Source organism: Paractinoplanes globisporus DSM 43857 (assembly GCF_000379645.1).
In the GTDB taxonomy this organism is placed as follows: domain Bacteria; phylum Actinomycetota; class Actinomycetes; order Mycobacteriales; family Micromonosporaceae; genus Actinoplanes; species Actinoplanes globisporus.
The window spans coordinates 86,002-110,803 of record NZ_KB903319.1 but is presented as its reverse complement, the minus strand read 5'-3'; the positions used below and the strand labels follow the sequence as shown (position 1 = coordinate 110,803).

Annotated in this window: 22 protein-coding genes, 2 tRNA genes, 1 other RNA gene and 1 pseudogene; 15 read left to right on the top strand and 11 right to left on the bottom strand. The window is 69.9% G+C overall.

All coding sequences use genetic code 11. From position 1 onward, the window contains the following. Positions 1 to 87: 87 nt before the first annotated feature. From A3CQ_RS0133175 to A3CQ_RS0133145, 7 genes are all read right to left on the bottom strand, one after another. On the bottom strand, positions 88 to 711 hold the full coding sequence (locus A3CQ_RS0133175) for a GTP-binding protein (RefSeq protein ID WP_084699334.1): 624 nt from the start codon (positions 709 to 711) through the stop codon (positions 88 to 90). Next, positions 689 to 1,147 carry a DUF742 domain-containing protein gene (locus tag A3CQ_RS0133170; protein ID WP_020515256.1) on the bottom strand — a complete coding sequence of 153 codons (459 nt, stop codon included), beginning with the start codon at positions 1,145 to 1,147 and terminating at the stop codon, positions 689 to 691. Before A3CQ_RS0133170 ends, A3CQ_RS0133175 begins: the two co-directional genes overlap by 23 nt. Continuing rightward, positions 1,144 to 1,614, bottom strand: coding sequence for a roadblock/LC7 domain-containing protein (locus tag A3CQ_RS0133165; protein WP_020515255.1), 471 nt, complete (start codon positions 1,612 to 1,614; stop codon positions 1,144 to 1,146). Before A3CQ_RS0133165 ends, A3CQ_RS0133170 begins: the two co-directional genes overlap by 4 nt. Beyond that, complete coding sequence (locus A3CQ_RS0133160) at positions 1,611 to 4,469, bottom strand: sensor histidine kinase (RefSeq protein WP_020515254.1); 2,859 nt, start codon at positions 4,467 to 4,469, stop codon at positions 1,611 to 1,613. The genes A3CQ_RS0133165 and A3CQ_RS0133160 overlap by 4 nt, the downstream gene beginning before the upstream one ends. Continuing rightward, entirely contained in the window at positions 4,456 to 5,547 is a 1,092-nt protein-coding gene (locus A3CQ_RS0133155; RefSeq protein ID WP_051115424.1) for a hypothetical protein, read from the bottom strand. The genes A3CQ_RS0133160 and A3CQ_RS0133155 overlap by 14 nt, the downstream gene beginning before the upstream one ends. Before the next feature lie 494 nt (positions 5,548 to 6,041). Next, on the bottom strand, positions 6,042 to 7,712 hold the full coding sequence (locus A3CQ_RS0133150; RefSeq protein WP_020515252.1) for a DUF885 domain-containing protein: 1,671 nt from the start codon (positions 7,710 to 7,712) through the stop codon (positions 6,042 to 6,044). Positions 7,713 to 7,755: 43 nt separating this feature from the next. After that, a complete protein-coding gene (locus tag A3CQ_RS0133145) occupies positions 7,756 to 8,814 on the bottom strand; it encodes a PHP domain-containing protein (protein ID WP_020515251.1) in 1,059 nt (352 codons plus the stop codon). A 31-nt stretch (positions 8,815 to 8,845) separates the two neighbouring features. Here A3CQ_RS0133145 and mtnA point away from each other — a divergent pair, with 31 nt between their 5' ends. Continuing rightward, positions 8,846 to 9,808, top strand: coding sequence for an S-methyl-5-thioribose-1-phosphate isomerase (gene mtnA / locus A3CQ_RS0133140; protein WP_020515250.1), 963 nt, complete (start codon positions 8,846 to 8,848; stop codon positions 9,806 to 9,808). On the opposite strand, the gene A3CQ_RS0133135 is transcribed toward mtnA, so the two are convergent. Beyond that, the gene (locus A3CQ_RS0133135) at positions 9,805 to 10,377 is read right to left on the bottom strand and encodes a DinB family protein (RefSeq protein WP_020515249.1); all 573 of its coding nucleotides are present in this window, start codon (positions 10,375 to 10,377) and stop codon (positions 9,805 to 9,807) included. The two genes, mtnA and A3CQ_RS0133135, sit on opposite strands and share 4 nt — an antisense overlap. 32 nt (positions 10,378 to 10,409) lie before the next feature. Beyond that, positions 10,410 to 11,366 (bottom strand): prephenate dehydrogenase, encoded by a 957-nt coding sequence (locus A3CQ_RS54935; protein WP_020515248.1) that lies wholly within the window; start codon positions 11,364 to 11,366, stop codon positions 10,410 to 10,412. Between the two features lie 125 nt (positions 11,367 to 11,491). Here A3CQ_RS54935 and A3CQ_RS0133125 point away from each other — a divergent pair, with 125 nt between their 5' ends. The 5 genes from A3CQ_RS0133125 to A3CQ_RS0133110 all read left to right on the top strand — a co-directional run bounded on the left by A3CQ_RS0133125 (position 11,492) and on the right by A3CQ_RS0133110 (position 14,721). Further along, on the top strand, positions 11,492 to 12,628 hold the full coding sequence (locus tag A3CQ_RS0133125) for an NHL repeat-containing protein (protein ID WP_157296657.1): 1,137 nt from the start codon (positions 11,492 to 11,494) through the stop codon (positions 12,626 to 12,628). Between the two features lie 149 nt (positions 12,629 to 12,777). Next, a complete protein-coding gene (locus tag A3CQ_RS64270) occupies positions 12,778 to 13,323 on the top strand; it encodes a hypothetical protein (RefSeq protein ID WP_370657631.1) in 546 nt (181 codons plus the stop codon). 93 nt (positions 13,324 to 13,416) lie between these two features. Continuing rightward, entirely contained in the window at positions 13,417 to 13,581 is a 165-nt protein-coding gene (locus A3CQ_RS61815) for a hypothetical protein (protein WP_169516326.1), read from the top strand. 92 nt (positions 13,582 to 13,673) lie between these two features. Continuing rightward, positions 13,674 to 14,189, top strand: coding sequence for a tRNA adenosine deaminase-associated protein (locus tag A3CQ_RS0133115; protein ID WP_020515245.1), 516 nt, complete (start codon positions 13,674 to 13,676; stop codon positions 14,187 to 14,189). Between the two features lie 79 nt (positions 14,190 to 14,268). After that, positions 14,269 to 14,721 carry a nucleoside deaminase gene (locus A3CQ_RS0133110; protein WP_370657630.1) on the top strand — a complete coding sequence of 151 codons (453 nt, stop codon included), beginning with the start codon at positions 14,269 to 14,271 and terminating at the stop codon, positions 14,719 to 14,721. Positions 14,722 to 14,817: 96 nt separating this feature from the next. On the opposite strand, the gene deoD is transcribed toward A3CQ_RS0133110, so the two are convergent. Beyond that, entirely contained in the window at positions 14,818 to 15,534 is a 717-nt protein-coding gene (deoD, locus tag A3CQ_RS0133105; RefSeq protein WP_020515243.1) for a purine-nucleoside phosphorylase, read from the bottom strand. Positions 15,535 to 15,652: 118 nt separating this feature from the next. Between deoD and A3CQ_RS0133100 the strand changes: the two genes are divergently transcribed. The 4 genes from A3CQ_RS0133100 (at position 15,653) to A3CQ_RS54930 (ending at position 18,545) form a co-directional block, all read left to right on the top strand. Next, positions 15,653 to 15,739, top strand: a tRNA-Ser gene (locus A3CQ_RS0133100). A gap of 391 nt (positions 15,740 to 16,130) precedes the next feature. Next, the gene (locus A3CQ_RS59555; RefSeq protein ID WP_084699332.1) at positions 16,131 to 16,340 is read left to right on the top strand and encodes a hypothetical protein; all 210 of its coding nucleotides are present in this window, start codon (positions 16,131 to 16,133) and stop codon (positions 16,338 to 16,340) included. A 157-nt stretch (positions 16,341 to 16,497) separates the two neighbouring features. Next, positions 16,498 to 16,839: an STAS domain-containing protein gene (locus A3CQ_RS0133095; protein ID WP_020515242.1), complete on the top strand. Its 342-nt coding sequence runs from the start codon at positions 16,498 to 16,500 to the stop codon at positions 16,837 to 16,839. A gap of 665 nt (positions 16,840 to 17,504) precedes the next feature. After that, positions 17,505 to 18,545 carry a 5'-methylthioadenosine/S-adenosylhomocysteine nucleosidase family protein gene (locus A3CQ_RS54930; RefSeq protein WP_020515241.1) on the top strand — a complete coding sequence of 347 codons (1,041 nt, stop codon included), beginning with the start codon at positions 17,505 to 17,507 and terminating at the stop codon, positions 18,543 to 18,545. Positions 18,546 to 18,596: 51 nt separating this feature from the next. On the opposite strand, the gene A3CQ_RS0133085 is transcribed toward A3CQ_RS54930, so the two are convergent. Beyond that, positions 18,597 to 18,684, bottom strand: a tRNA-Ser gene (locus A3CQ_RS0133085). Between the two features lie 81 nt (positions 18,685 to 18,765). On the opposite strand from A3CQ_RS0133085, the gene ffs reads away from it, so the two are divergent. The 5 genes and pseudogenes from ffs to A3CQ_RS0133065 all read left to right on the top strand — a co-directional run bounded on the left by ffs (position 18,766) and on the right by A3CQ_RS0133065 (position 24,773). Then, an RNA gene (gene ffs, locus A3CQ_RS58530) (signal recognition particle sRNA small type) lies at positions 18,766 to 18,862 on the top strand. Between the two features lie 55 nt (positions 18,863 to 18,917). Continuing rightward, positions 18,918 to 20,471: pseudogene (locus tag A3CQ_RS64265) on the top strand (DNA polymerase III subunit gamma and tau); the annotation flags it as partial. Positions 20,472 to 22,459: 1,988 nt separating this feature from the next. Beyond that, on the top strand, positions 22,460 to 22,768 hold the full coding sequence (locus A3CQ_RS0133075; RefSeq protein ID WP_020515239.1) for a YbaB/EbfC family nucleoid-associated protein: 309 nt from the start codon (positions 22,460 to 22,462) through the stop codon (positions 22,766 to 22,768). Positions 22,769 to 22,772: 4 nt separating this feature from the next. Next, positions 22,773 to 23,366, top strand: a complete 594-nt coding sequence (gene recR, locus A3CQ_RS0133070; protein WP_020515238.1) for a recombination mediator RecR — start codon at positions 22,773 to 22,775, stop codon at positions 23,364 to 23,366. A gap of 399 nt (positions 23,367 to 23,765) precedes the next feature. Continuing rightward, positions 23,766 to 24,773, top strand: a complete 1,008-nt coding sequence (locus tag A3CQ_RS0133065; RefSeq protein WP_020515237.1) for an ABC transporter permease — start codon at positions 23,766 to 23,768, stop codon at positions 24,771 to 24,773. The last annotated feature ends 29 nt before the right edge of the window (positions 24,774 to 24,802 follow it).

The window sequence follows — 24,802 nt, the reverse complement described above, 5'->3', positions numbered from 1 at the left end:
GTCCTTCCTGTGCGGGTGGTTCCCCATCCACTCTGCCCGCTGAAAGGCCGATTTGAAAACCTCGATCTGTGCTACGCGGCACACACCCTACGTGGACCTGGCCCGGATCGCCTTGTCGAGTGCCTGGTCGAGGACGACCAGGAGCGCGTCGCGGACCGATGCCCGGAAGCGCGCGTCGAAGGAGAGAACCGGCACATCCTCACGCACAGCGAGCGCCCAGCGGACCTCCTCGAGGTTGTAGTTCATCTGTCCATTGAACGTGTTCACGCCGACCACGAAGGGCAGTCCGGCGCGCTCGAAGTAGTCGACGGCCGGGTAGCAATCGTCGATCCGAGCCGTGTCCACCACTACTAATGCGCCCAGGGCCCCCTTGATCAGGTCGTCCCACATGAACGCGAAGCGGGACTGGCCGGGCGTACCGAAGATGTAGAGCTTCAGCGTCTGGTCGATCGTCAGGACACCGAAGTCCATGGCGATGGTCGTGGTCGTCTTCATCGTCGCCTGGCCGGGATCGTCGATGCCGACCGACTCCGAGGTCATCTCCGCCTCGGTGGTGAGCGGAGAGATCTCCGAGATGGCGCCCACTGTTGTCGTCTTTCCGACACCGAAGCCACCCGCCACGATGATCTTCACCGGGACCGGTGCCTTCTTCGGCTTGCCGCCCACGCGGGCGGTACCGACGAAATGGTCAGGTGATTGCTCGAAGTCCACGGATCACTCGCATGATGGTCTCGGGGTCGGGGGTCTCGTTGTCCAGCACATGGACGTCCAGCTGGCCCGCGGCGCGCAGGTCGCCGACCAGGATGCGGGTGACGCCGAGGTGCAGACGCAGCCGGGCGGAGATCTCCGCCACGGAGTGTGGCTCGCCGCAGAGCGCAACGATGGCGCGCATCTCCGGCGAGAGCCGCATGGGCATCGCGGCGTGGTTGACGGTCACCTGGGTTTCCATCCCGATGTCGGGATCGGCGCCGTCGGTGCGCCCGGACGTGATGACGAACGGGCGCAGTGTCGTGGCCTGGTCTTCGGCCGGCGGCTCGCTGCTGGGTAGAGGGCGATAGCCGCCGGCCGAGGACGGGCCAGACTGCAGGAAGGGTCGGACACTCGGGCGAGCCGGGTGCGCGGCGTCGTCAGGGTCCGGGTAGGTCATTGCTGGACGGCGTTCTTCAATTCAGCGATCAACCGCGGGCTCAGGGCGCCACCGGCGCGAGTGGCGAACAGCGTCATCTCGTACGCGAGCGTCCCGAGGTTGGCCGAGCGGTCGGCGATCACACCGAGCACCGAGCCCGCGCTGATCGCGGTGACCAGCAGATATCCCTCGGCCATGTCGATGATGACCCGGTTCAGCGCGCCCAGCCGGTACCAGCTGGCGGCGCCGCCGGCGAGGCTGGTCAGGCCGGAGACCACCGCGGCGAGCCGCTCGGCGTTCGGCCGGTCCTTTATCGCGGACATCGCCATCAGCAGGCCGTCCGAGGAGACGGCGATGGCCTCGATCACGCCCGCGGTGCCCGAGGTGAACGAGTCCAGCAGCCAGTTGAACGTCTTGGCCTCGGCGCTCAGCTGGGGCTGGCCGTAGCTCTGGCCGTTACCGGTTTCCGTGGAGTAGGGGCTAGTCATCGCGGTTGTCCCTCGGGTTGAGTTTCGTTCAGTGCGAGTGCGACGCCGTACTCGAACTGTTCCATCAGTGCTCGTGCGGCATCCGGATCAAGCGGAGGTGCCGGAGCGGGCGGAGGCGGGCTGTTCTGCGCGTCCCGCGGAAGGGTGGCACCCGGAACCCGGCGGGCGAGGGGTGCGTGACCGGCCGACGGGGGTGCCGTCATCTCGGTCTCGGCGACGTCCCACTGGGCACGGCTGACACCGGCCTCGAAGGCGTCGAATGCGGCACGTGCCGCGGCCGCTTCGTCCTGCGAAGGCGGAGCGATGGAGGCCCGGGCGGCGGGCTCTTCCGGCAGCTGATTACCGGGCACCCGGCGACGCAGCGGGCCCCCGCCGGTGGTGTGCTCCGGCGTGGGAGCGGGTGAGTAGCGGTCGGTATAGGGCTCGGTGTACGGCTCCGGCGTGTAGGGCTGGGCGTACGCCTGAGGCACCGGCGCGTTGTACCGCTGGTCCTCGTCGTTGCGCTGGAGCGGGATCGACGGCGCCTCCGGGTACGCGCTGTTCCAGGTCGCCTGCGGTGCCTCGATCGGCTGCTGGTTCCAGGCCGACGGACCCGCCGCGGGCAGCTCCGGCAGCGAGGCCGGCACCCGGCCGGCCACCGGAACGCCGAGGTCGAGCGCGGGCTGCGCGGAGACCGGCTGCTGGTAGACCTCGGACGGGGCGTAGACCGGCTCGGCGTCGTAGACCGGCGCCGCCTCGACCATCGGAGCCCTGAAGCCCGGACCCGCGAGGGCGGGGCCCGCATCGGCCCGCACCGGCGTCGCGAAGGCGTTCCACGACTGCCCGGACTCGAGCGTGCGGGTGGCGCGCTCCAGCACGTTGGCGTCGAACGGCAGCTGGCTGCCGGGTACCGAGGCGCGGGCCGCGGAACCGGCGATCACCTGGGCGAACTCGGCCGTGTGGTACGGCGGCATCGAGGACGGCCCGGTCGGGAACGGAGGGACGCCCATCGACGTCATGCTCGGCACTCGGGAGATCAGGTGCGCCGGGGTCAGGTCGACCCAGACCGTGACGCCACCACCGGGGGTGTCGGTCAGCGTGACCTCGATGCCGTGCCGCCGGGCGAGGCGGCCGACCACGAAGAGGCCGAGCACCTCACTGGGCACCAGGTCGAGGCGCTCACGGCGGGTGAGTCGCGCGTTCTCCTCGGCGAGCCGCTCGGGCGTCATGCCCAGGCCGTTGTCGATGAGCGCCAGGCGGGCGCCGCCGCGCAGCTCGGTCGCTGTGATCAGCACCCGGGTGTGCGGCGGGGAGAACGCGGTCGCGTTCTCCATCAGTTCGGCGAGCATCAGGGTGAGGTCGGCGAGGACGGACGGCACGACCACGATGTCCTCGGGGACCTCGACGTCGACGCGCGTGTAGTCCTCGATCTCACCGAGGGCGAGACGGACGACGTCGGAAAGCGACAGCGGCGCCATGTGCTCGTCCGTGCCGGCTCCACCGGAGAGCACGACCAGCGAGGACGCGTTCCGCCGCAGACGGGACGACATGTGGTCGAGCCGGTAGAGCTCGCGGAGCCGGTCGCTGTCGGTCTCCTTGCGCTCCAGGTTGTCGATCAGAGCCAGCTGGCGGCCGACCAGGTTCTGTGTACGCCGGCCGACGTGCCCGAACATCTGGGCGACGTTGCGGCGGCCGAGCACCTGGCGCTCCACCAGCCGGGCGGCGGTGGTCTGCACCCGGTCGAACGCGCGGGCCAGGTCGCCGATCTCGTCCTGGGCCTCGACGTCGACCGGATCCAGTCGAATCGGGCGTACGGATTCCGCGTCGTCGTCGGCGACACGTTCAAGCTCGGCCTCGGCGGCGCGGGCGATGCGATCGGCCGAGGTGGTGAGGCGGCGCAGCGGCCGGGCGACCGCGCGGGCCATGAAGATGCTCAGCGAGATCACCAGGAGCAGCAGAAGCAGCGAGCCACCACCGATGAGCAGGGCGTCCCGCAGTGCCGTGTCCCGGTTGTTGGTCACGATCTGGTTCACGTCCGCGGCGACCCGCTTCTCCACGAAGCCACCGAGGACGAGCACCGACCGCAGCGACGGGAACAGCGTCCTGATGTTCAGCGTCTGGACCGCCGCGTTGGGGTCGATCGCGGCCTGGACCAGGAAGTCTGAACCGACCCGGGAGGAGAACGCGTCCTGCGCGCCGAGGTACAGCTTGTACTGCGCGTCGGTGAAGAAGGCCTGGGCGTTCGTGATCACCTGCTGGAGCTGCACCAGCGTCGAGTAGAAGAGGCTGACGAAGCCGGCGTTCTTCGTGATCGTGGCGACCGTGAGGTAACCGGACGCCTGACTGATCATGTCGTCACTGCGCAGGGACTGCTCGAGCGCGAAGACCTGCCGGCCGACGCCGGTCTTCAGGTCGGCGTTCGAGGAGAGCGCGAGTCCGTTGATGACCGGCGTGATCACGTCGGTGAATTCGGTGATGAGAACATCCGGGCGGATCGCCCGGTTGATTACGTTCTGCCGGGTGTTGTCCAGCCGGGACGCGTTGCGGATCGCGCGCTTCAGATCCTTGTTGAGCGCCTGGCCGCCGTCGTCGATGCGGGCCACCGCGTCGGTGGCCTTGGCGCTCTGCACCACGAGCTCGGGCTCCTGGATCAGCCCGAACAGGAAGCCGATCGAGAGCAGGCGCTCCTCCTGGAGCTCCTGGATCGCGGTGCTGACGCGGGTGGCGAGCACGACGGTGTCCGAGGTCCGCTGGGCATCCCGGGCGTCGTTGATACGCGTGACGATGATCGGGATGCTCAGGGCCACGACGCCGAGCAGGGGGACGAGTACGAGCAGGGCCAGTTTGCCCAGGATGCGGAACTTACCGAAGAGCACCGGACCGCTCCCGCCGTGTCGGGTCGATGTCGCTGTAGGCCGGGGCTATGTCGTACTGACCGCCGTAGGCCGCGGGCGCCGGGTTCCGGCCGCCCGGGATGTCCCGGGTGGACTCGCCGATCGGCGGGCCGTCGGGCCGGCGGCGTCCGCCGATCGCCGGCCAGATCAGCGCGGCGAGCACAAGCACGATCGCGAGCAAACCCATGGCCAGGGCCTCGGTACGCCGGTACGCCAGCGAGTCGGACCGGTCCTCGAGCAGCTTGGCCATCTCCTTGAGCGTCACGCCGGCCAGCGCGTTCAGCGCGGTCTGCAGGGCGGTCTGCGCGGTGGACATGGTGGCGACGTTCGGCGTGCCGCCCGGGTTGGCGCCGCGGCTCATCGACTCGACGCCGCGGCGGAACGAGTCGAGCGTGGTGACCAGCGAGCCGCTCAGCGTCGGGCTGCTGGTGTCGTCGACGGCCGCCTGCAGGTCCTCGGTGAGGGCGTTCACCGAGTCCTGCACGGCGAGCACCTCCTGGCCGAACTGGACCCCGATCGTGCCGCGGGTCTTGGGGGTGGCGGTCTGCAGGATGTTCGCCCAGTCGCCCATCCGGCTCACCCGCACGACCGTGGTCGGCATGTCGATGGCGACGGCCTGCTGCAGGTTGTTGATGTCGCTGGCCGGGTCGCGGTTGAGCTCCGAGTTGCGGCGGACGGCGCCGTACAGCGCGAGCGCGAGGTCGGAGACCTCGATGTGGGCCTGCAGGACGGCGAGCGAGCCGCCGGTCGCCTTGGGCAGCTTGGCGATCTTGGAGTTCAGATCAGCCCAGCGCTCCTTGGTCTTGAGGTCGTCACCGAGTGAGGCGTCGATCGCCGCGACCTTGGTGACGGCGGCCGTCAGCGAGTCGGGCGGCGCGTTCACACCCTGGACCGCCGAGGACTGAGCCTCGGCGAGCGCGCTGATCAGCGGAGTGAGGGCGGTGATGTACTCGACGCCCTTCTTCTCCAGATCGGTCTGCGACTTCTGTCGGGAGTTCTCCTGCCAGACCCGTCCGAAAAGGACCGCGCTCGGCACAAGCACCAAAACCGTCAAAATCACCGCGAGAGCGGAGCGTAAACGGGTTCGCCGGCTGTTCATTGCTTAAGTCCTCCGCCATGCAACACGCGATGAGCCGATGGTGACGGCTACTGTCCGTAGCCGTATGGGCGCACGGATCCGGGCCAATCTATCCGAGAATTCCTCAGGAAGCGCCTTTCCAAGGGGCAGAATTCTCTCGGCTGATCGGTGGATGCGGGCTCGGCTGTCGGTCCTTGTCGGTGCGCGTTTTCGATCCCGTTATGTCAGGACGAAGTTGCAGCGCACACCGGTTCCGGGAGCCGGTTGGCTACCGCGGAGATGGTAACGGCAAGGTGGCCTTACGAAAAGATACAAGATTCGCAATAGATAACGATTATGACTCGGAGCGCATTGACGGAGCGTAGTCATCCGATTGCACAACGGTGCGGGAATGGCGTTCCGTAATCGTTGCCGTCGAGCAAAACGGGCTTTTCCCTGGATAGCACCGGGGAAAAGCCCGAAAGGTCACCGATAGGTCACAGCCGAGCGAGGGCCTTACGCAGCGGGTCCAGGCCCAGCGAGCCGAGGTTGAGCGCGTCCCGGTGGAAGGCCTTGAGGTCGAATTCGGCGCCCTTGCGCTGTTTCGTCTCTTCCCGAGCCTGCATCCAGATCCGTTCGCCGACCTTGTACGACGGCGCCTGACCGGGCCAGCCGAGGTAGCGCTTCCACTCGAAGCGCAGCACCTCGTCGGCCATCCGGGTGTGCGCCCGGAGGAATTCCCAGCCCAGCTCGGGCGTCCAGCGCTCGCCGGGGTGGAAGCCGAACGGGTTGTCCCGCGGGATCTCGTACTCCAGGTGCATGCCGATGTCGACGATCACCCGTGCCGCGCGCAGCGCCTGACCGTCGAGCATGCCGAGCTTGTCGCCCGGGTCTTCGAGATAACCAAGCTCGTCCATGAGGCGCTCGGCGTAGAGCGCCCAACCCTCGCCGTGGCCGGAGCACCAGCAGAGCAGTCGCCGCCACCGGTTGAGCAGGTCGGAGCGGAGCATGGTCTGGCTGACCTGCAGGTGATGGCCGGGCGCGCCCTCGTGATAGACCGTCGTGACCTCGCGCCAGGTGGAGAACTCGGTGATGCCCTCGGGCACCGCCCACCACATCCGGCCGGGACGGGAGAAGTCCTCGCTCGGGCCGGTGTAGTAGATGCCGCCGTCGCTGGTCGGGGTCAGGCAGCACTCGATCTTGCGGGCCGGCGGCTCGATGTCGAAGTGGGTGCCGTTCAGCTCGCTGATCGCCTTGTCGGCCAGCTGCTGCATCCAGTCGCGGAACGCCTCCTTGCCCGGGATGCGCCGGGCCGGGTCGGCGTCGAGCGTGGCCACCGCCTGGTCGACCGTGGCGCCCGCGCCGGCGATCCGCGCCGAGACCGTGGACATCTCGCGCTCGAGCCGGTGCAGCTCGGCGAAGCCCCAGAGGTACGTCTCGTGCAGGTCGACCTTGGCGCCGAGGAAGTACTGCGAGCACAGCGAGTACCGCTCCTCGCCGGCCGCCTCCTTGTCCCGGCCGACCGGCGCCAGCTCGTCGCGCAGGAAAGCGGCGAAGTCGGCCGTGGCCGCCGTCGCCGCGGTGGCGCCGCGCTCGAGCTCGGCGGCCAGCGCGCCGCCCGCCTCGACCCGGCGGGCCAGGCCGTGGAAGAAGTCGTCGCGCTGCGGGTCGGTCCAGGCGTCGCACTGCTCGGCGACGGCCAGCAGCTGGGCGCGGGCGCTGACCCGGCCGGCGGCCGCCTCCTCCCGCAGGGTGGTCTTGTACTGCTCCATGGCGGGGGCGAAGCCGTTGAGCCTGGTCGCGATGTTGGCGACCGCCTCCTCGCCCTCGGTGGGCATGATGTCGAAGACCCCGCGCAGCCCGTGCAGGGCGCTGGAGATCACGCTGACCGCGCTCTTGGTGTACCCGGCGTCATAGGTGGCCAGCTCGAGGCCGAGCCGCTCGACCATGGCCTCCTTGGCCACCATCTCGTGCTCGTGCTCGGGATCGGTGACGTCGAGCTCGTTGAGCGTGCGGCGCACCAGCTCGGCCTGGGCCTCGTACCCCGCCGGGGAAAGGTCGTCGATCTTGGCGTCGTGGCCGGCGATGCCGACCTGGGTGGCGCCGAGAGGGCTCAGCTCGGCCCACTCGACGACGTAGCGGTCGGCGATGTCGTCAATTCGTCCCACGCTGCGACCCTACGGGACGACCCGGGCGTTACGCCGCCCGGTTTCACTTGTGTCCGGCGGTCCATTCCAGCAGTCGTTCCATCGACCACGTATTGACCACCCGCTCGGCCGGTACGCCGCACAGCGCGGCCCGCTCGCAGCCGTTGCCCAGCCAGTCGAGCTGGCCGGGGGCGTGCGCGTCGGTGTCGATGCTGAACAGGCAGCCCGCCTCGACCGCGACGGTGAGCATCCGCTTCGGCGGGTCGAGCCGGTCCGGCCGCGAGTTGATCTCGATGGCCTTGCCGTGCTCGAGCACCGCCTCGATGACCTTGTCCAGCTCGAACGTGCTCGGCGGCCGGGTGCGCCCGCCGCGGTGGCCCTTGTCGCCCTCGCCGGCCGCGGCGACCTTGCGACCGGTCATGTGACCGAGGATGTCCAGATGCGGGTTGGCGATCGCGGCCAGCATCCGCCGGGTCATCCGCGGCGACTCGTCGCGCAGCTTGCTGTGCACCGAGCCGACCACCACGTCGAGCCGGGCCAGCAGCTCGTTCTCCTGGTCGAGCGAGCCGTCGTCGCGGATGTCCACCTCGATGCCGGTGAGCACCCGGAAGCCCTCGGGGAGCGCGTCGTTGAGCTCGGCGACCCGGTCGAGCTGTTTGCGCAGCCGGGCCGGCGACAGGCCGTTCGCCACGGTCAGCCGGGGCGAGTGGTCGGTGAGCACGAGGTACTCGTGGCCGAGCTCGACCGCGGCGAGCGCCATCTCCTCGATCGGCGAGCCGCCGTCCGACCAGTCCGAGTGGGCGTGGCAGTCGCCGCGCAGGGCATCGCGCAGCGCGGCCGCGGCGGCCGGGAGGCTGGTGCCCTCGGTCGAGCGCACCCGGCGCAGGTAGACGGGCTCCTCACCGGCCAGCGACTCGGCGATGCAGCGGGCCGTGACCTCGCCGACTCCCGGCAGTTTCGCCAGCGTGCCGGCCTCGGCCCGCTCCGCCAGCTCCTCGGCCGGCAGCTTCGCGATCGCCGCGGCGGCCGAGCGGAAGGCGCGTACCCGATACGTCGCCTCGTTCGCCCGTTCCAGATAAAAGGCGATGCGCCGCAGATCGTCGACCGGATCACGAGATGCCATTCCGCCAGGGTAGGCGGTTACGCTCGGCCTCGTGCGGACGATCGACTGGGTGGACGGAGCCGTCGAGATCATCGATCAGACGGTGCTCCCCAAGGAGGTGCGCGTCCTGCGGCTGCACACGGTGCCGGAACTGGTCGCCGCGATCCAGTCGCTAGCGGTGCGCGGCGCGCCGGCGCTCGGCGTGGCCGGGGCCTTCGGCGTGGCGCTGGCGGCCCGGGTGCACGCGGACGACCCGGCGGCGCTGGCCGCCGCCGTGACGCGGGTCGAGAACGCACGGCCGACCGCGGTGAACCTCGCCCGGGGCGTACGCCGTGCCGCGGCCCAGCTGCATCGCGGGCCCGACGCCGTGCTGGCCGAGGCGTGCGCGATCCGGGACGAAGAGGTCGCGGCGTCACAGGCGATGGCCGTGCGCGGCGCCGACCTCGTGGTCGAGCTGTGCGGCGCCCGGCCCCGGCTGCTGACCCACTGCAACACCGGCGGGCTGGCCGCGGTCGTCCTCGGCACGGCCCTCGGCGTCGTCTACGAGCTGCACCGGCGGGGCGCGCTCGCCGGCGTCGTGGCCAGCGAGACCCGGCCGCTGCTGCAGGGCGCCCGGCTCACCGCCTGGGAGCTGTCCCGCTGGGGCATCGAGCATCGGGTCGCGGTCGACTCGGCCGGCCCGTTCCTGATGGCCCGGGGCGAGGTGGACGGCGTGATCCTGGGCGCCGACCGGATCTGCGCGAACGGGGACGTGATCAACAAGATCGGGACGTACGCGCACGCGCTCGGCGCCCGCCGGGCCGGCCTGCCGTTCATCGTGGTCGCGCCCGAGTCGACTGTGGACGTCTCCACGCCCAGCGGCGACGCGGTCCCGATCGAGGACCGCGGCGCCGCCGAGATCACCCCCTGGTCCGACGCGGTGAACCCGGCCTTCGACGTGACCCCGCGCGACCTGGTCACCGCGATCGTCACCGACCAGCGCGTGATCCGCCTCGACCGGGGAAACCGGATCTAGGAGGACGCGGACCAGGGCTTCAGCCAGGGGGTCTCCGGCCAGCCCTCGGCCGCCGCCATCAGCGGGTACGCCGTCGCGCCGTCCACCGACTCGCGAATGATGTCGGCGTGCCCGGCGTGCCGTGCCGTCTCCTGGATCAGGTGCAGCAGGATCCAGCGGACGTTCCAGTGGGTCAGGTCCTTGCGGTTCCACGGCACCGAATGGTCGATCGCGATCTGGTAGCCGAGGTCGCCGATCTCGGTCACCGTCTTCTCGGTCTGCTCGGCGACCCGGTCGTACCGGGCGAAGACGTCCTCGATCGTCTCGCCCTCGGCCAGCTTGAAGTTCTCGACGTAGTTCCCGAAGTCGACCGACTGCGGCTCGCGCCGGATCGTCGCCAGCCAGCCCTCCTCGGTCGAGGCGCAGTGCTTGATGATGCCGCCGACGCTGAGCTCGCTGGCCGACGGCGTGGCGCGCAGCTGCTCCTCGGTCAGGCCGTAGGCGGTCAACCGGACCACGTACCGCATCTGGGCGAGGTAGCCGAGCAGGCCCTCCTGCTCGTTGTCGACGGGGCCGACCTGACCGGGCATGTTTTCTCCTAAAGTCCGTTGGTAACCAGACCCTAGGAATCAATGCGGCCAGTTTCCGGCCGCATTGTCGTGACGCTGGCGCGATTTTCCGCGACCGCGGTGACCCAGCCGCCGAACCGCCCGAGATCGAGCAGCGCGCCGGGCTCGGCCGGCATCTCGGCCGGGGGGCCGCCGCGCGCCGGCCAGTGCTGTCGCAGCTCGGCGCCGACCGCCACCAGCGGCGTGAGAAAGCGGACCGGGTCGGTGGCCAGCGCCGCGTCCATCCGCTCGAGCCCGTCGAGCAGCCCGCGCAGCACCTCGCGCACGGCGGTCACGTTGCCGCCGCACATCGCCACGATCAGCTCGGCCCGAGTGGCGGCCACCCGCGTGCCGTCCCGGAACGAGCCGGCGGCCAGGGTGCCGGCCAGCGGGTTACCGTCGAGCTGCCGGGCGAGCGCGCTCGCGAACAGGTGCGGCACGTGGCTGATCTGGGCGACGGCGATGTCGTGCTCGGCCGCGGTGATCGGCACGACCCGCGCGCCCATCGCGGTGAACAGCGCGGCCGGCGTCAGCCAGTCGTCGAGGTCGGTCTCGCCCGGCTCGAGGCAGAGCACCCAGGCGCACCCGTCGAACAGTCCCGGCTCGGCCGCCGCGAAGCCGGAGGTCTCCTTGCCGGCCATCGGGTGCCCGCCGACGAACCGCCGCAGCCCGCGCCGGGCGGCGAGGTCACGGACCGGTCCCTTGACCGAGGTGACGTCGGTGATCAGGCCGTCGTAACCCGCGAGCTGAGTGATCACTTCGGGCAGAACCGGCAGCGGTACGGCGAGAGCCACGAGTTCGGCGCCGTCGGCCGACTCGGCGACCGACTCGGCCACGGTCCAGCCGCCGGCGCGAGCCAGTTCGCGGGTCTGCGGATCGGCGTCGTACCCCGTCACGCGGTGCCCGGCCTTGGCCAGCGCCTGCAGCAGGGACCCCCCGATGAGCCCGAGTCCGATGACCGCCACGTCCACCCCGGAACTCTCCCACACTTGCCAAGATCAGCCGTTCGGACAGGTCGGGGATCCCCCGTCTCACCTGCGCATTCTGTCCGTTTTGCGCCTGGCTGACGGGATCTCCCGGCGTTTACGGTGATCTCGTGACTTACCGGGGGAAAACACTCAGCATCGGACTTTCCGCGGTGGCGGTCGCCCTCGCCGTCGCGGCCACGCCCGCCCAGGCGCAGTCGTCCGACTCCATGCCCAGCTTCAACGGCGCGGTCCTGACCATCGCGTACGCCGGGGACGTCGCCTTCCTCGGCGGGGACTTCACCGCCGCGATCGTGCGCGGCAAGCAGATCGCCCGCGGCCACCTCGCCGCGATCGACTCCCGCTCCGGAACCCTGTTGTCCTGGTCGCCCGCCGCCGATGGGCGGGTCAAGGCGCTCGCCGTCAGCGGAACCTCGCTCTATCTCACCGGCGACTTCGGGACTGTCGGCGGGCAGAAGCGGGACAGTCTCGCCCGGGTCGACGTCGCCACCGGTGCCCTCGCGCCGACCTTCAAGCACGCGATCACCGGACGGCCGTACGCGATCACGGCCGGCGGCACGCGCCTCTACCTCGGCGGCGCCTTCACCGCGGTGGACGGACAGGCGCGGGGCCGGCTCGCCGCGTTCGACCTGTCCACCGGCGCACTCGACCCGCGCTGGCGACCCACCGCCGACGACCAGGTCGAGACGCTGGCGGCCGGCGGTGGCCGGGTCTACGCCGGGGGCAAATTCCACAAGATCAACACCATTCCCGGGTACGACCGACTGGTCGCCCTCGATCCGGCGGGCGGGGCGATCATCACCGCCTTCCGGCCGCGACCCCCGGTGATCACGTACGCCCTCGCGGTCACCTCCGACGGCGTCTACTCGGCGCACGGCGGCCAGGGCGGCCGGGTCAGCGCCTACACGCCGGGCGGGACGCTGCGCTGGTCGGCGACCTTCGACGGGGACGCGCAGGCGGTCACCGTGCTCGGCGACGTCGTCTACGCCGGCGGCCACTTCGACCGGGCCTGCAGCACCGCCCGCACCGGCGCCCAGGGCACCTGCGTCGACGGCTCGGACAACCGGGTCAAGCTCGCCGCGCTCGCGGTCGGCGACGGCCACCTGCTCGACTGGACCGCCGACGCGAACGGGGTCGAGGGGGTGCTCGCCCTGGCCAGCAACGCGGAACTCGGCACGGTCGCGATGGGCGGCGCCTTCACCACCGTGGACGGGCGCACCCAGAAGCGCTTCGCCCAGTTCAGCTAGCTCACTCCCGCAGCTCACTCCCACAGCTTTTCTCCCGGCAGCGCGGGGCCGCACCTTGGGCGAGGGTGCGGCCCCGCGCGCGCATATCGGCCGGTGCGGTGTCGCGCTCGCTAGGCTGGCGGGGTAGGCCGTGATGTTGAGGAGGGGCAGTGACCGAGAGGCAGCCGTCCTGGCCGGCGACTCCGCCGCCCGTCCCGCCGCATGGCGCGGCGCCTTCGCACGCCGCGGTCTCGCCGCCCGGCGCTGTGCCGCCGCACGGTGGCGCGCGACCGCCGTCCGACGTGGTCCCGCCGTCCGTCTACCAGCACCCCGGCCGGCCGGGCTATGCGCCGCGGCCGGTTCCGCAGCCGCCGCCGGGGTTCTACGCCCGGCCGCCGTCCGGGCTGTTCCCGGGGCCGTCGCGTCCGATCTACCGCGAGCCGCACCCGATCACCGCGGCGCCGGTGCTCTCCGGGTTCGGGGCGACGCTGCTCTGGTTCGCGCTCTTCGGCGGCCTCGCCCACGACCTCGCCACGTACGCATGGTGGACGATTGTGGCGTCGATCACGGCATGGGCCATGGCGATCGTGCTGACCCTTCTCGGCGACCGTGGCGTCGCGGTCGGGATAGCCCTGGCCAGCGGCCTCGGCCTGTCGATCGCGGCGGCCTTCGTGGGCACTCGCTGGATCGACACGTACGACTGGCCTTTGTGGTGAAAGACCCGGTCTGACCGCGACCGGATGTGCCTTCCTCGTCGCCGTCCGCACTGGGTCTTGACGTGTGAAGCGGCGGTGGGCAGTCTCGGCTTCATGGCCCCCTCACCGCCACGGCTCGACCCCGATCGTCGCCGTCGCCGTCTGGAGTTGCTCGCGGCTCTCGCCGATGCCAAGGCGCGGGAGTCCGCCCAGCCGCAGCGGCTACGCGGGGCTCGTCTCCGCGAGCTCATCGCCACGCGCCGTCGCCTGGCGAACTGACTTCCAACCCATTTGGGGGCGTGGCGCGCCGCGCCCGCCGTTCTTCCCGCTACCGTCACTCGCTGAAGACAAAAGTCGCGTGGGGGGAAATCTTGTCGACTTTCGCTGCCGCCATCGCACGGGGCAAGAACGGGTGGACGGCGTCCGAGCTGGACCTGACCGGCCTCGCCGACATCGACGAGGTGGCGGACGCGCTGCGCGACGTCGAGCCCGACGCCGATGTGGCATTGCTGTTCGTCGAGAGCGACGACCAGTACCTCGCGATCCTGCGCCTGGACGAGGGCGAGGACCTGCGGGTGTTCGGCTCGGACTCGGCGTTCGTCGAGGAGTCGCGGATCGGGGCGGTGCTGCTCGGTGAGATCGAGGCGCCGGCCCTCGAGATCGACGACCTGACCGCCGACACCGTCGACGAGGACGGCGACGATCCGTCCACCGACCCGGATGCCGATCCGGTCGGCGACGCCGAGCTGCTGGCCGACCTCGGGATCAGCGCGCACCGGCTGCTGAGCCTCTGCGGGCAGGAGGGCATGCTGCCCTCCGACGTGACCGCCGAGATCTGCCAGCGCATCGGTTGCGGCGACGAGGTGGAAGAGCTGCGCGAGGCGTGAGCGAGCGCACCGGCCGCGAGGCGACCGCCCAGCGTTCGTTCGGCGCGAGGGCCACTAGTACACGCCGGGCCGGCTCAGCGTGACTCTCGCTCAGTCGGACCAACACATTCTCTGGATGCGGCGGGCGATCGAGGTCGCGTCGGCGTATCCGGAGGACGTGCCGGTTGGTGCGGTCGTCTACGGGCCGGATGGGCAGGAGCTGGGAGCCGCCGGCAACGAGCGCGAGGCGACCGGGGATCCGACCGGGCACGCCGAGATCCTCGCTCTGCGCCGGGCGGCCGTCATCGCGGGCACCTGGCGCCTCGAGGGCTGCACGCTCGTGGTGACGCTGGAGCCCTGCACTATGTGCGCGGGGGCTCTGGTCTTGGCGCGGGTGGCGACGCTGGTGTTCGGCGCGTGGGAGCCCAAGACCGGCGCGGTCGGCTCGCTCTGGGATGTCGTGCGGGATCGGCGGCTGAATCATCGGCCGGAGGTCTATTCGGGCGTTCTGGAAGCCGAGTGTGCCGCCCTGTTGCGCGATTTCTTTCGTTGAAAAGGCGGGACGGCCGCCGCTGCGGTTGTCGCAGTTGTCGGCGCGTACGGGAAGAGTTGCCGCGGCGTCGCGGAGAGTGACGCCGCGGCAGCACGCTCAGGAAGCGTCGGAGATCGCGGTCTCGAGGCCGATGCGGACCATGGCGCCGAAACCCTGCTCCCGCTGGGCCGAGTCCATCTTGTCGCCGGTCTTGATGTGGTCGCTCACGGTGAGGATGGTCAGCGCCTTGGCGCCGAACCGCGCCGCGATCGTGTAGATCGCCGCGGACTCCATCTCGACCGCCAGAACTCCGTAGTCGGCCAGCGAGTCGTAGAGATCGGGACGGTCGGTGTAGAACGCGTCGGCGGCCAGGATCGGGCCGACCCGCATCGCCGTCCCATGCCGTTCGGCCACGTCAACCGCGGTGCGCAGCAGTCCGAAGTCGGCGACCGGCGCGTAGTCGATCAGGCCGTCGAAGCGGGCGCGGTTCATGTTGGAGTCGGTCGCCGAGCCGATCGCGGCGATCACGTCGCCCAGCTGGAGGTCCATCGCCAGCGCGCCGCACGATCCGATCCGGATGACGGACTGCACGCCGTACTCGTTGATCAGTTCATGGGTATAGATCGATGCCGATGGCATGCCCATGCCGGAACCCTGCACCGACACGCGAACGCCCTGGTAGGTGCCCGTGAAGCCGAGCATCCCGCGGACCTGCGTATAGCACTTGGCGTCCTGCAGGAACGTCTCGGCGATCCATTTCGCCCGCATCGGGTCGCCGGGGAGCAGCACCCGCTCGGCGATGTCGCCCGGTTGCCCGCCGATGTGCACGCTCATCCTTCGTGCTCCTCTGCTCGCTTGTCCATGCCATCGATCCTGCCAGGTCAGGGCCGTCGGGCGGGGCAATGGGTGACCCGGCGGCAGCGTCGGCCGCGCATCCGGTAACCTACTTCGCGGTGGTGTGTCCGAGCGGCCTAAGGAGCACGCCTCGAAAGCGTGTGAGGGTGCAAGCCCTCCAAGGGTTCAAATCCCTTCACCACCGCACTTCAAGCCCGGCGGTTCCTCGCGGAACCGCCGGGCTTTTTTCCGGCCGGCTTTGCCGCTTTGTCCGTGCTTTCGGTCACTGGTTGAAGTCACGCTCTGTGCCTAAAAAGCCGTGGGCCGTACGCCCCAGCGGGCACTCCACCGTTCGGGTGTTCTCCATGATCAGATGTCGTGCACGTAACGCGGTCGTTTCGGCGTCCGAAGGCGGTCCGTGCTAGCTGGACCAATTACCTAGAGTCACGGTGGGAGGACGGCCCTAATATGACCACTGTTGCGCAAGTCACGCGGCCAAAATCCACCGGATCAGACAATGCGCTCCAACCGGCTGGTGAGAACTTTTCACAAGATTGCCCTAGGCCGATGTCCGAGAACTGTCCTAGATTTGACATGTGAGAGTTGAGCATCACTGGTGGAATGGTGACGTCCGGCTTGCGCGCCGCGACGTCTTCGTGCGCACCGACGGCAACGTCTGGGAAGTTGAAGCTCAGATGGGCGGTCCGGACGGCAAGTCAAAGGTGCAGAACTGTCCAGGACGCGCTTCCGCGATGATCCTGGCTGACGCGTGGCGTGGTCCACGCTGGCAGTGGCGCGAGATCTGAAGCGCCTTGGGCCGGCTGCGCCGCCTGCTTGACCTCATCGGCCAGCCGATTTTCCGAACGGGCCGTACCTCCTCCGGGGGTACGGCCCGTTTCGTGTCGTCGGGCATCGGACCGCTTGTCCGGTAGTAAAGACCCGGACAGATTTAACGTTTCACCCATGCAGGCAACTGTCACCGACCACCGCTGCGACATCGCGGTGCTGCATCTGAGGGGCGAGCTCGACGCCGACACGGCCGCCACGCTCCGCGCAACGCTGACCGATCTGCTGGAGCGTCCCGTTCCCCGGATCGTCGTCGACCTCACCGATCTCAAGTTCTGCGACTCGATCGGGCTGAGCACCTTCATCACGAGTAAACAGGTGATCACCGCGAGAGGCGGCTGGCTCAGTTTCGCCGGCGCCAACCAGTTCCTGCAGCGCCTGCTGGAGACGGTCGGGCTGAGCCACTACTTCGCCATCTTCCCCGAGGTCGACGACGCGATAGCCGCCGGTCAGCTCTGACCGCGAGCCGCCGTCCAGGTGCTCTCGGAGACGAATGGCCCGGCGCCGCCGGCTCGGTCTCGCGCGCGACCCTCTGGGTCGCCCAAACTGATGAGCGGGCAGAGGTGTGACGCGGATCACGTGCGTCACGAGGCGTAGTGCGGTCATTGCGCCCCAGCTAACCGACCTAGCGGTCGGGCATCGGTAGTTGAATTGTCGGCTCTTTTGGTCACGGGCCGTATCGATGGCGGTGATCAGGCCAAAGAGCCAAGCCGATCCCGTACGGCGACCAAAGTGCACGTGTGCTCGGCGGTCGGCCGCTGTGCGGGCTCTGATCGGCCGCGGGCGGCGTCGGAGGACACGCTACGGACAGCTACCCCCGAACCCGGTTCGGCGTGAGTAGCATGCGCCTAGCACTTGAGGATGCAATCTCAAATGCACGTGCAGCTGCACATGATCGCGCTGGACGGATCTCGAGCTGTCTCACAAAGGGAAGGCGGCACCCGTAGCCCCGGGTGCCGCCTGTAGACCCTTGCCCTCAAAGGAAGGAATCCGATGCGAAGCCTACGACGCCGCCGGTTGGTCACACCGCCAGGGCGCAAGCGTTGAGCGGACACGCGCAGGCTGCCGCCGCCCCGCGGTCTCGCGCTTCACGCGGAGCAACCTTACATGCGACTAGCCCGGGTGTGTCAAGCCCGGCCGGACGCGGCAAGGTCGACGTTCTGATCATCACCGCCATGCAGGCCGAGTACGAGGCGGCCCGGCAGGCGGGGCTGGCCAGCGGCGCCGGCGGTCCCGGGATCGAGCACTGGGACGAGCATGATCTCGGCACCTCGGCGCCGTACCTTCTCGGCCGGTACGCGACCGAGGGTGGCGCCTCGTTCATGGTTGCTCTCGCGCGGCCGACGAGAATGGGGAGTGTTGCGACCGCCCCGATCGTCGCCACGCTGGTCGAACGCCTGAAGCCACAGTGCCTGGCCATGGCCGGTGTCTGCGCGGGCAATCCCGAGGCCGTTGCCCTCGGTGACGTGATCGTCGCGGAGATGACGTACGCGTACGACGAGGGAAAGCGTTTGTGGGATTCCTTCGAGGGAGACCATCGGCAGTTCATGTTGGTCGACCGATGGGTGCGTGAGGCCCAGGAGCTGTGCCCGGCCGATCTGCCGAGCTATGGCGAGGCCTGCCCGTCCGACGCGGCGCTGTGGCTGCTGGAACGACTTCTCGCGAGGGAAGATCCGACGAAGCACCCGGCTCGGAAGAGGTATTTTCCGGCAGACACCTGGAAGACCTGCGTCTGTTCGCTGGAGGGCGGCGGTCTGATCGCGCGCGATGGGGCGCGACTGTCATTGACGGAAGCCGGGCGCCTGCACATAGAGCGGGTGATCTGTGACGACGTCCACGGCCCGAGTCGCCTGCCGTTCCAGGTCGTGGTCGGCCCGATGGCCAGCGGCAACGTCGTCGTGAAGGACGGCGTGACGTGGCGGCAGTTGACGAACTGGGGCGTGCGCACCGTCGTCGCGATCGAGATGGAGGCGACCACCGTCGCGAGCGCCGCGTTCCGCGCCGAGGTCCCGTACTGGCTCGTCGTCAAGGGCGTCGCGGATCACGCCGATCCGCGCAAGAACGACCGGTACAAGTCGTTCGCGACGCGCGCCTCGGCCGAGGTTCTCTTCAAGCTCCTCGGACGCGGCCTGGCGACGATCGGCCGCTCGCCACGCATTGACTGAGGGAGCGCAGCAAGAAGGCCGGACACGCTGGGTCCGGCCTTCGGCGATCGCTGGCGGAGGATACGAGATTCGAACTCGTGAGGGTGTTAACCCAACACGCTTTCCAAGCGTGCGCCCTAGGCCTCTAGGCGAATCCTCCGTCGGCCAGGATACAGACAACCGGCGTCACGGTCGCGTGCGGGTCGGCGCTCGCCGGGTTCGCGCGCCAGGTACGCTCTTGGTCAGCCCCTCGTGCGGCGTGTATCTCGTGAACCTCCCCAGGGCCGGAAGGCAGCAAGGATAAGCGGGCTCTGACGGGTGCACGGGGGGTCCCTTGTTTTTGGTTCTTGTCGTACCCCCGACGGACAATGGCGCGGTCGTTGAGGAGGGGTAGTGGCACTCGCTCTGTACCGCAAGTACCGTCCACGGACGTTCGCCGAGGTCATCGGGCAGGAACACGTCACCGAGCCGTTGTCGCAGGCGCTGCGCAGCGGGCGGTTGCACCATGCCTATCTCTTCTCCGGCCCACGCGGCTGTGGCAAGACGTCGAGCGCCCGCATCCTGGCGCGCTCGCTCAACTGCGAGCAGGGCCCCACGCCCGAGCCGTGCGGGGTGTGCGCGTCCTGCCGCTCGCTGGCCAACGACGGCGTCGGCTCGATCGACGTCATCGAGATCGACGCGGCCAGCCACGGCGGCGTCGACGACGCCCGCGACCTGCGGGAAAAGGCGTTCTTCGCCCCCGCAAGCAGCCGCTACAAGATCTACGTGATCGACGAGGCGCACATGGTCTCGTCGGCCGGCTTCAACGCGCTGCTCAAGCTCGTCGAGGAACCGCCGGAGTACGTCAAGTTCATCTTCGCCACCACCGAGCCGGAAAAGGTGCTCGGCACCATCCGCTCGCGCACCCACCACTACCCGTTCCGGCTGATCCCGCCGGCGATCCTCCGGCCCTACCTGCAACAGCTCACCGAGGCCGAGGGCGTCCACGTCGAGCCGGCCGTCTTCCCGCTGGTCGTGCGCTCCGGCGGCGGCAGCGCACGAGACACGCTGAGCGTCCTCGACCAGCTGATTGCCGGCGCCGGCCCCGAGGGAGTGTCGTACTCGCGGGCCGTCGCCCTGCTCGGCGTCACCGACGTCACCCTGATCGACGAGATGTGCGACGCCCTGGCCGCCGGCGACGGCGCAGCGGCGTATTCGACGATCGACCGCGTCGCCGAGGCCGGCCACGATCCGCGCCGCTTCGCTTCCGACCTGCTCGAGCGCTTCCGCGACCTGATCGTCCTGCAGCAGGTGCCCGACGCGGTGTCCAAGGGCCTGATCGACGGCCCGTCCGATCAGCTCGAAACGATGAGCGCCCAGGCCGGCCGCCTGGGCCCGGCGACGCTGTCCCGCTGCGCCGACATCGTGCACACCGGCCTGGTCGACATGCGCGGCACGACCGCCCCCCGTCTGCTGCTCGAGCTGATCACGGCGCGCATGCTGCTGCCGGGCGCCGACGATTCGACGGGCGCCCTGCTGCAGCGTCTGGAACGCATGGAGCGGCGGCTCGCCCTGGGTGGTGAGTTTCCGGCCGTACGCGAAGAGGCCGCTCCCGCCGCGTCGGCAGCGCCCGCGGTCGCCGCCGCACCGGGCGGAGAAGATCCGGCCGGGGGTTCCCGGGGCGGTTTGTCCGCGGCACGGGCGGCCGCGGCGGCAGCCAGTCGACGCTCTCCGACGGCAACGGTGAAGCGGCCCGCGGGGGAGGTCGCCCCCGCTGTTGAGTCGGCCCCTGCGGCGCCTGTCGCGCCGACTCCTGCTGCTGAGTCGGCCCCTGCCGCGCCTGCCCCTGCCGCTGAGACGGCCCCTGCGGCGGCCCCTGTCGCGCCTGCCCCTGCGGCGGCCCCTGTCGCGCCTGCCCCTGCTGCTGAGCCGGCTTCGGCGACCGCTGCGCCGGCAGCTCCCGCGCCCGCGGTTTCTGCGCCGGTGTCAGCCGTGGCCGCTCCTGCCGCTCCGTCGCGCGAGCCGGATCACTATGACGACGAACCGCCGTGGGATGACGAGCCTGAGCCCGATGTCTACGACGCCGCACCCGAGCATCACCCCGAGCCGGTCCTGCCGGAGCAGCCCGCGGCGGCCGCTCAGCCTCCAGCGGCTGGGCCGTCGGTGGCTGGGCCGCCTGCGGTCGCTCAGCCCGAGCGGCAGCCGATGCCCCGCGCGGTTCTGCCGGACGCCCCGGAGGAGCCGGGTGCCGCCGCGGTGGAGCCTCCCGCCGGTCAGCTCAGCGTGGCGGCGGTGCGTGAGGTCTGGCCCGAGATCCTCACCGCGATCGGCCGGCGCAGCAAGCGGCTGGCCGCGCTCCTGTCCAACGCGGTGGTACGCGACCTCAACGGCCAGACGGTAGTACTGACCTTCCGCTACCCGAAGCACGCCGAGATGGCCGCTCCGGAGGCCCCGGCGTTGTCGAACGCGCTCTACGAAGCGCTGGGCGGCCAGTGGGAGATCCGCTGCGAGGTCGCCGGCGACGGCGCCGCTACGCCGACCGCGCCGGCGCCGCGTTCCGCGTCTGGTCGCCCCGGCGACGGGGCAGGGCCGTCCTCCGCCCGCGACGCCTCCCGCAACGAGCCTCCCGCCGCCACCGGCCGCACTGCCCAGCCCGCGCCCGGCGCACAGCAGGCTCATGCCGCCGCGGCCCGCCCGCCGCAGAGCCGCCGCCAGGAAACCGAGTCCAAGTCCTCCGGCGACGACGACTGGCCGGAGCCGGCCAAACCGGGCGGCCCAACCAGCGCGGCCCTCCCCGCCGCGCCCCTCGCTGACGATGAGGAAGAGGACTGGCCCGAGGTCAGCCCGATCGGCACGTCGACCGGCTCACCCCGGCCCGATGCGACCGCCGCCGCGGTTCCTGACGACGAGTTCGCGGCCCCGATCGGCGTCCCGTCCTCGGTCACCGCAGGCACGACGTTGGCCACGGGCGGCGATTCAGCCAGCGGCCCTGCGGGGCGCACCGATGGCCACAACGCGCCCGGCGGTTCCGCGCCGGGCGGTGTCGTGCCGGGTCGTGTCGCGCCCGGTGGTGTCGCGCCTGGTAGTGCTGCGCCCGGTGGTGCTGCGCCGGGTGGTGCTGCGCCCGGTGGTGCTGCGCCGGGTGGTGCTGCGCCGGGTGGCGTCGTGCCGAGTGGTGGTGTCACGCCGGGTGGAGGTGTCACGCCGGGTGGCTCCGCGCCGAGTCGTGGGGTCACGCCGGGTGGCGCGGTGCCGGGTGGTGGTGCTGGGCCGAGCAGCGCGGGCGCGGCGGCTGCTGCGCGGGCTGCGCGCAATGCACAGGTCGGCGGCGGGCTTGCGGCTGCCAGGGCCGCTGCGGCCCGTCAGGGTGCCGCTCGGTCGGCCACGGCGGCGCCGGCTCCGGCACCGTCGGGGTCCGGGTCCACGTCGGCTTGGGGCGATGGGTCGCCGACCGAGGAGGCGCCCTACGACCCGGAGTTCGATGGCCCACCGCGCGGCGGGGGGTCGGCCTTTGAGGGATTCGACCCGGGCGATGAGCCGCTCGACGACGTGATCGACGAGAAGACGGCCCGCGAGAGCAGTGAGCAGCAGGCCATGCGGCTGCTGCAGGAGGTGCTCGGCGCCGAGAAGATCGGCGAGAGCTGACGCCGGGTGGCAGCGGGCTCCGCATCCGCCGCGGTGTGCGGGGCCGCGACGGTCGAGCACCACGCGCCGGTGCCGTCAGCGCTCGCGCCACGCGCCGGTGCCGTCAGCGCTTGCGCCACGCGCCTGCCTGAGGCCGATTGGTGGTGGGAGCGGGCGCCGCTCGGCGTGGGTGGCTTGTGGTGGGTGGGGGCTGTGGGGCGGCTACGCTGGGCGGCGATTGATGTGGACGGCCGGGTGGGTATCGACGGCGGTCAGGATTTGGGACCTTTCTAGCTTAGGAGCGGGGCATGCGGCCCGGTGGACAGCCGAACATGCAGCAGATCATGCAGCAGGCGCAGAAGATGCAGCAGCAGGTTGCTCAGGCGCAGGCCGAGCTGGCTGCGGCCGAGGTCACCGGCAGCGCCGGCGGTGGGCTGGTCAGCGTGGTCATGACGGGGCTCGGTGAGGTCAAGTCGGTGCGGATCGATCCCAAGGCGGTCGACCCGGAGGACATCGAGTCGCTGGAAGACCTGGTGATCGCGGCGATTCGGAACGCGGCCGAGGAGCAGCGGGAGCTCACCGAGGCGAAGATGGGGCCCGTCACCGGCGGCATGGGCGGCCTCGGCCTCCCGGGGTTCTGATCACGTGTACGAAGGCGCCATCCAGGACCTGATCGACGAGCTGGGGCGGCTCCCGGGTGTCGGACCCAAGAGCGCCCAGCGGATCGCGTTCCACGTCCTCTCGGCCGACCCGGCGGACGTCAATCGGCTCGCCACCGCGCTGCGCAAGGTGAAGGAGCTGGTCCGTTTCTGCACGACCTGCTTCAACGTGGCCGAGTCCGAGCAGTGCCGGGTCTGCCGCGACCCTCGTCGTACCAGTGAAGTGCTCTGTGTGGTCGAGGAGCCGAAGGACGTGGTGGCGATCGAGCGGACCGGTGAGTTCCGCGGGCGGTACCACGTGCTCGGCGGCGCGATCAACCCGCTGGAGGGCGTCGGGCCGGACAACCTCCGCATCCGTGAGCTGCTGCTACGTCTCGGAACCGGCGAGGTTCACGAGTTGATTCTCGCCACAGATCCCAATACCGAGGGTGAGGCCACGGCTACCTATCTGGCACTCATGGTCAAACCGATGGGTATTAAAGTCACCCGTTTGGCCAGTGGACTTCCGGTGGGCGGCGACCTCGAGTACGCCGACGAGATAACACTCGGTCGGGCGTTCGAGGGGCGTCGGGCCGTATAGATCTACGTCGCGTAATCCACCCGTGACGCCATGCTAGTGATTTAGTCCGGATTAGCTGGATGCAGGCCTTCTGACGCGGTAGTTTCCGTTTGGTCGGTGCCTTAGGTCACAGCCACATCACGAGGGAGACACGGAACCGTCCGGGTGCGGTCCGTGAACTTGACCGAGGCACCACATTAGGTGAATGTTCCTTGCGATGGCGGCACCACCGCCGTCGAGTGCCTTCGTGGCGCGGACTCATCTGACCGTCGCGACGAGGGTCGGCACTCGAGGCATGAGACAACCGATCGGTTGCCGGACGCTGCGGGAGCCATCGCCTACGGCCCGCCGCCAATTCGGCGTGCCGCTGGCCGTGAGCGCCCCGTTTCGTCCCGGACATCCGGGAGAGGACCGGCGCTGATGTCGCTTGGCCCGGAGGCGCCAATCTCCGATGAGATCGTGGCGCCCACCGACGACGCGGCTGTGGAACGAACTGCCGGCGAGAAAGCAATCGCTGGTCGATCGCTGAGGCAGATCGCCTGGCGCCGCCTCAAGAAGGACCGGGTTGCGGTCGGCGGCGGGATCGTCATCCTCGTCCTGATCTTCATCGCGATCATCGCGCCACTGCTGATCAAGCTGTTCGGGCACCCGTTCGACGAGTACCACAACGAGAAGATCGACCCGACGCTCGGCCTGCCGCTCGGTCACCTCGGCGGCATCTCGAAGGACTACATCCTCGGCGTCGAGCCGGTGAACGGCCGGGACATCTTCAGCCGGATCGTGTACGGCGCCCAGACGACGCTGACCGTCGCCTTCCTGTCGGCCTTCCTCTCGACGATCCTCGGCGTGCTGTTCGGCATGACCGCCGGCTTCGTCGGCGGCTGGGTCGACTCGATCGTCAGCCGCATCATGGACTTCCTGCTCGCGTTCCCGCAGCTGCTCTTCTCGATCGCGCTGGTCTCCGTGCTGCCGCCCACCTCGTTCGGACTCGGTCCACGCTGGTCCCGGGTCCTCGTCCTGGTCGCGGTCATCGGGTTCTTCGGCTGGCCGTACATCGGGCGCATCGTCCGCGGCCAGACGCTCTCCCTGCGCGAGCGCGAGTTCGTCGAGGCCTCACGCAGCCTGGGCGCGCGCTCGCCCCGCATCCTTTTCCGTGAGATGCTGCCGAACCTTGCGGCGCCGATCCTCGTCTACACGACGCTGATCATCCCGACCAACATCCTCACCGAGGCCGCGTTGAGCTTCCTCGGCGTCGGTATCCCGCCGCCGTACCCGTCCTGGGGTGGCATGCTCTCGGACGCGCTTCAGTTCTATCGGTACGACCCGATGTTCATGATTATCCCCGGCGCGATGATCTTCATCACCGTGCTGGCCTTCAACCTGTTCGGCGATGGCCTTCGCGACGCGTTGGACCCGAAGGCGCATTGACGACGACAGGAACCCGAAGCGGTTTCATC

Coding starts and splice junctions, on each gene's coding strand:
- A3CQ_RS0133075 (WP_020515239.1), top strand. CDS start 22,460: ATGCAGCAGATCATGCAGCAGGCGCAGAAGATGCAGCAGCAGGTTGCT.
- A3CQ_RS0133170 (WP_020515256.1), bottom strand. CDS start 1,147: ATGACCTACCCGGACCCTGACGACGCCGCGCACCCGGCTCGCCCGAGT.
- A3CQ_RS0133065 (WP_020515237.1), top strand. CDS start 23,766: ATGTCGCTTGGCCCGGAGGCGCCAATCTCCGATGAGATCGTGGCGCCC.
- A3CQ_RS0133135 (WP_020515249.1), bottom strand. CDS start 10,377: ATGCCCGGTCAGGTCGGCCCCGTCGACAACGAGCAGGAGGGCCTGCTC.
- A3CQ_RS61815 (WP_169516326.1), top strand. CDS start 13,417: ATGGCCCCCTCACCGCCACGGCTCGACCCCGATCGTCGCCGTCGCCGT.
- deoD (WP_020515243.1), bottom strand. CDS start 15,534: ATGAGCGTGCACATCGGCGGGCAACCGGGCGACATCGCCGAGCGGGTG.
- A3CQ_RS0133095 (WP_020515242.1), top strand. CDS start 16,498: ATGCAGGCAACTGTCACCGACCACCGCTGCGACATCGCGGTGCTGCAT.
- A3CQ_RS0133145 (WP_020515251.1), bottom strand. CDS start 8,814: ATGGCATCTCGTGATCCGGTCGACGATCTGCGGCGCATCGCCTTTTAT.
- A3CQ_RS0133165 (WP_020515255.1), bottom strand. CDS start 1,614: ATGACTAGCCCCTACTCCACGGAAACCGGTAACGGCCAGAGCTACGGC.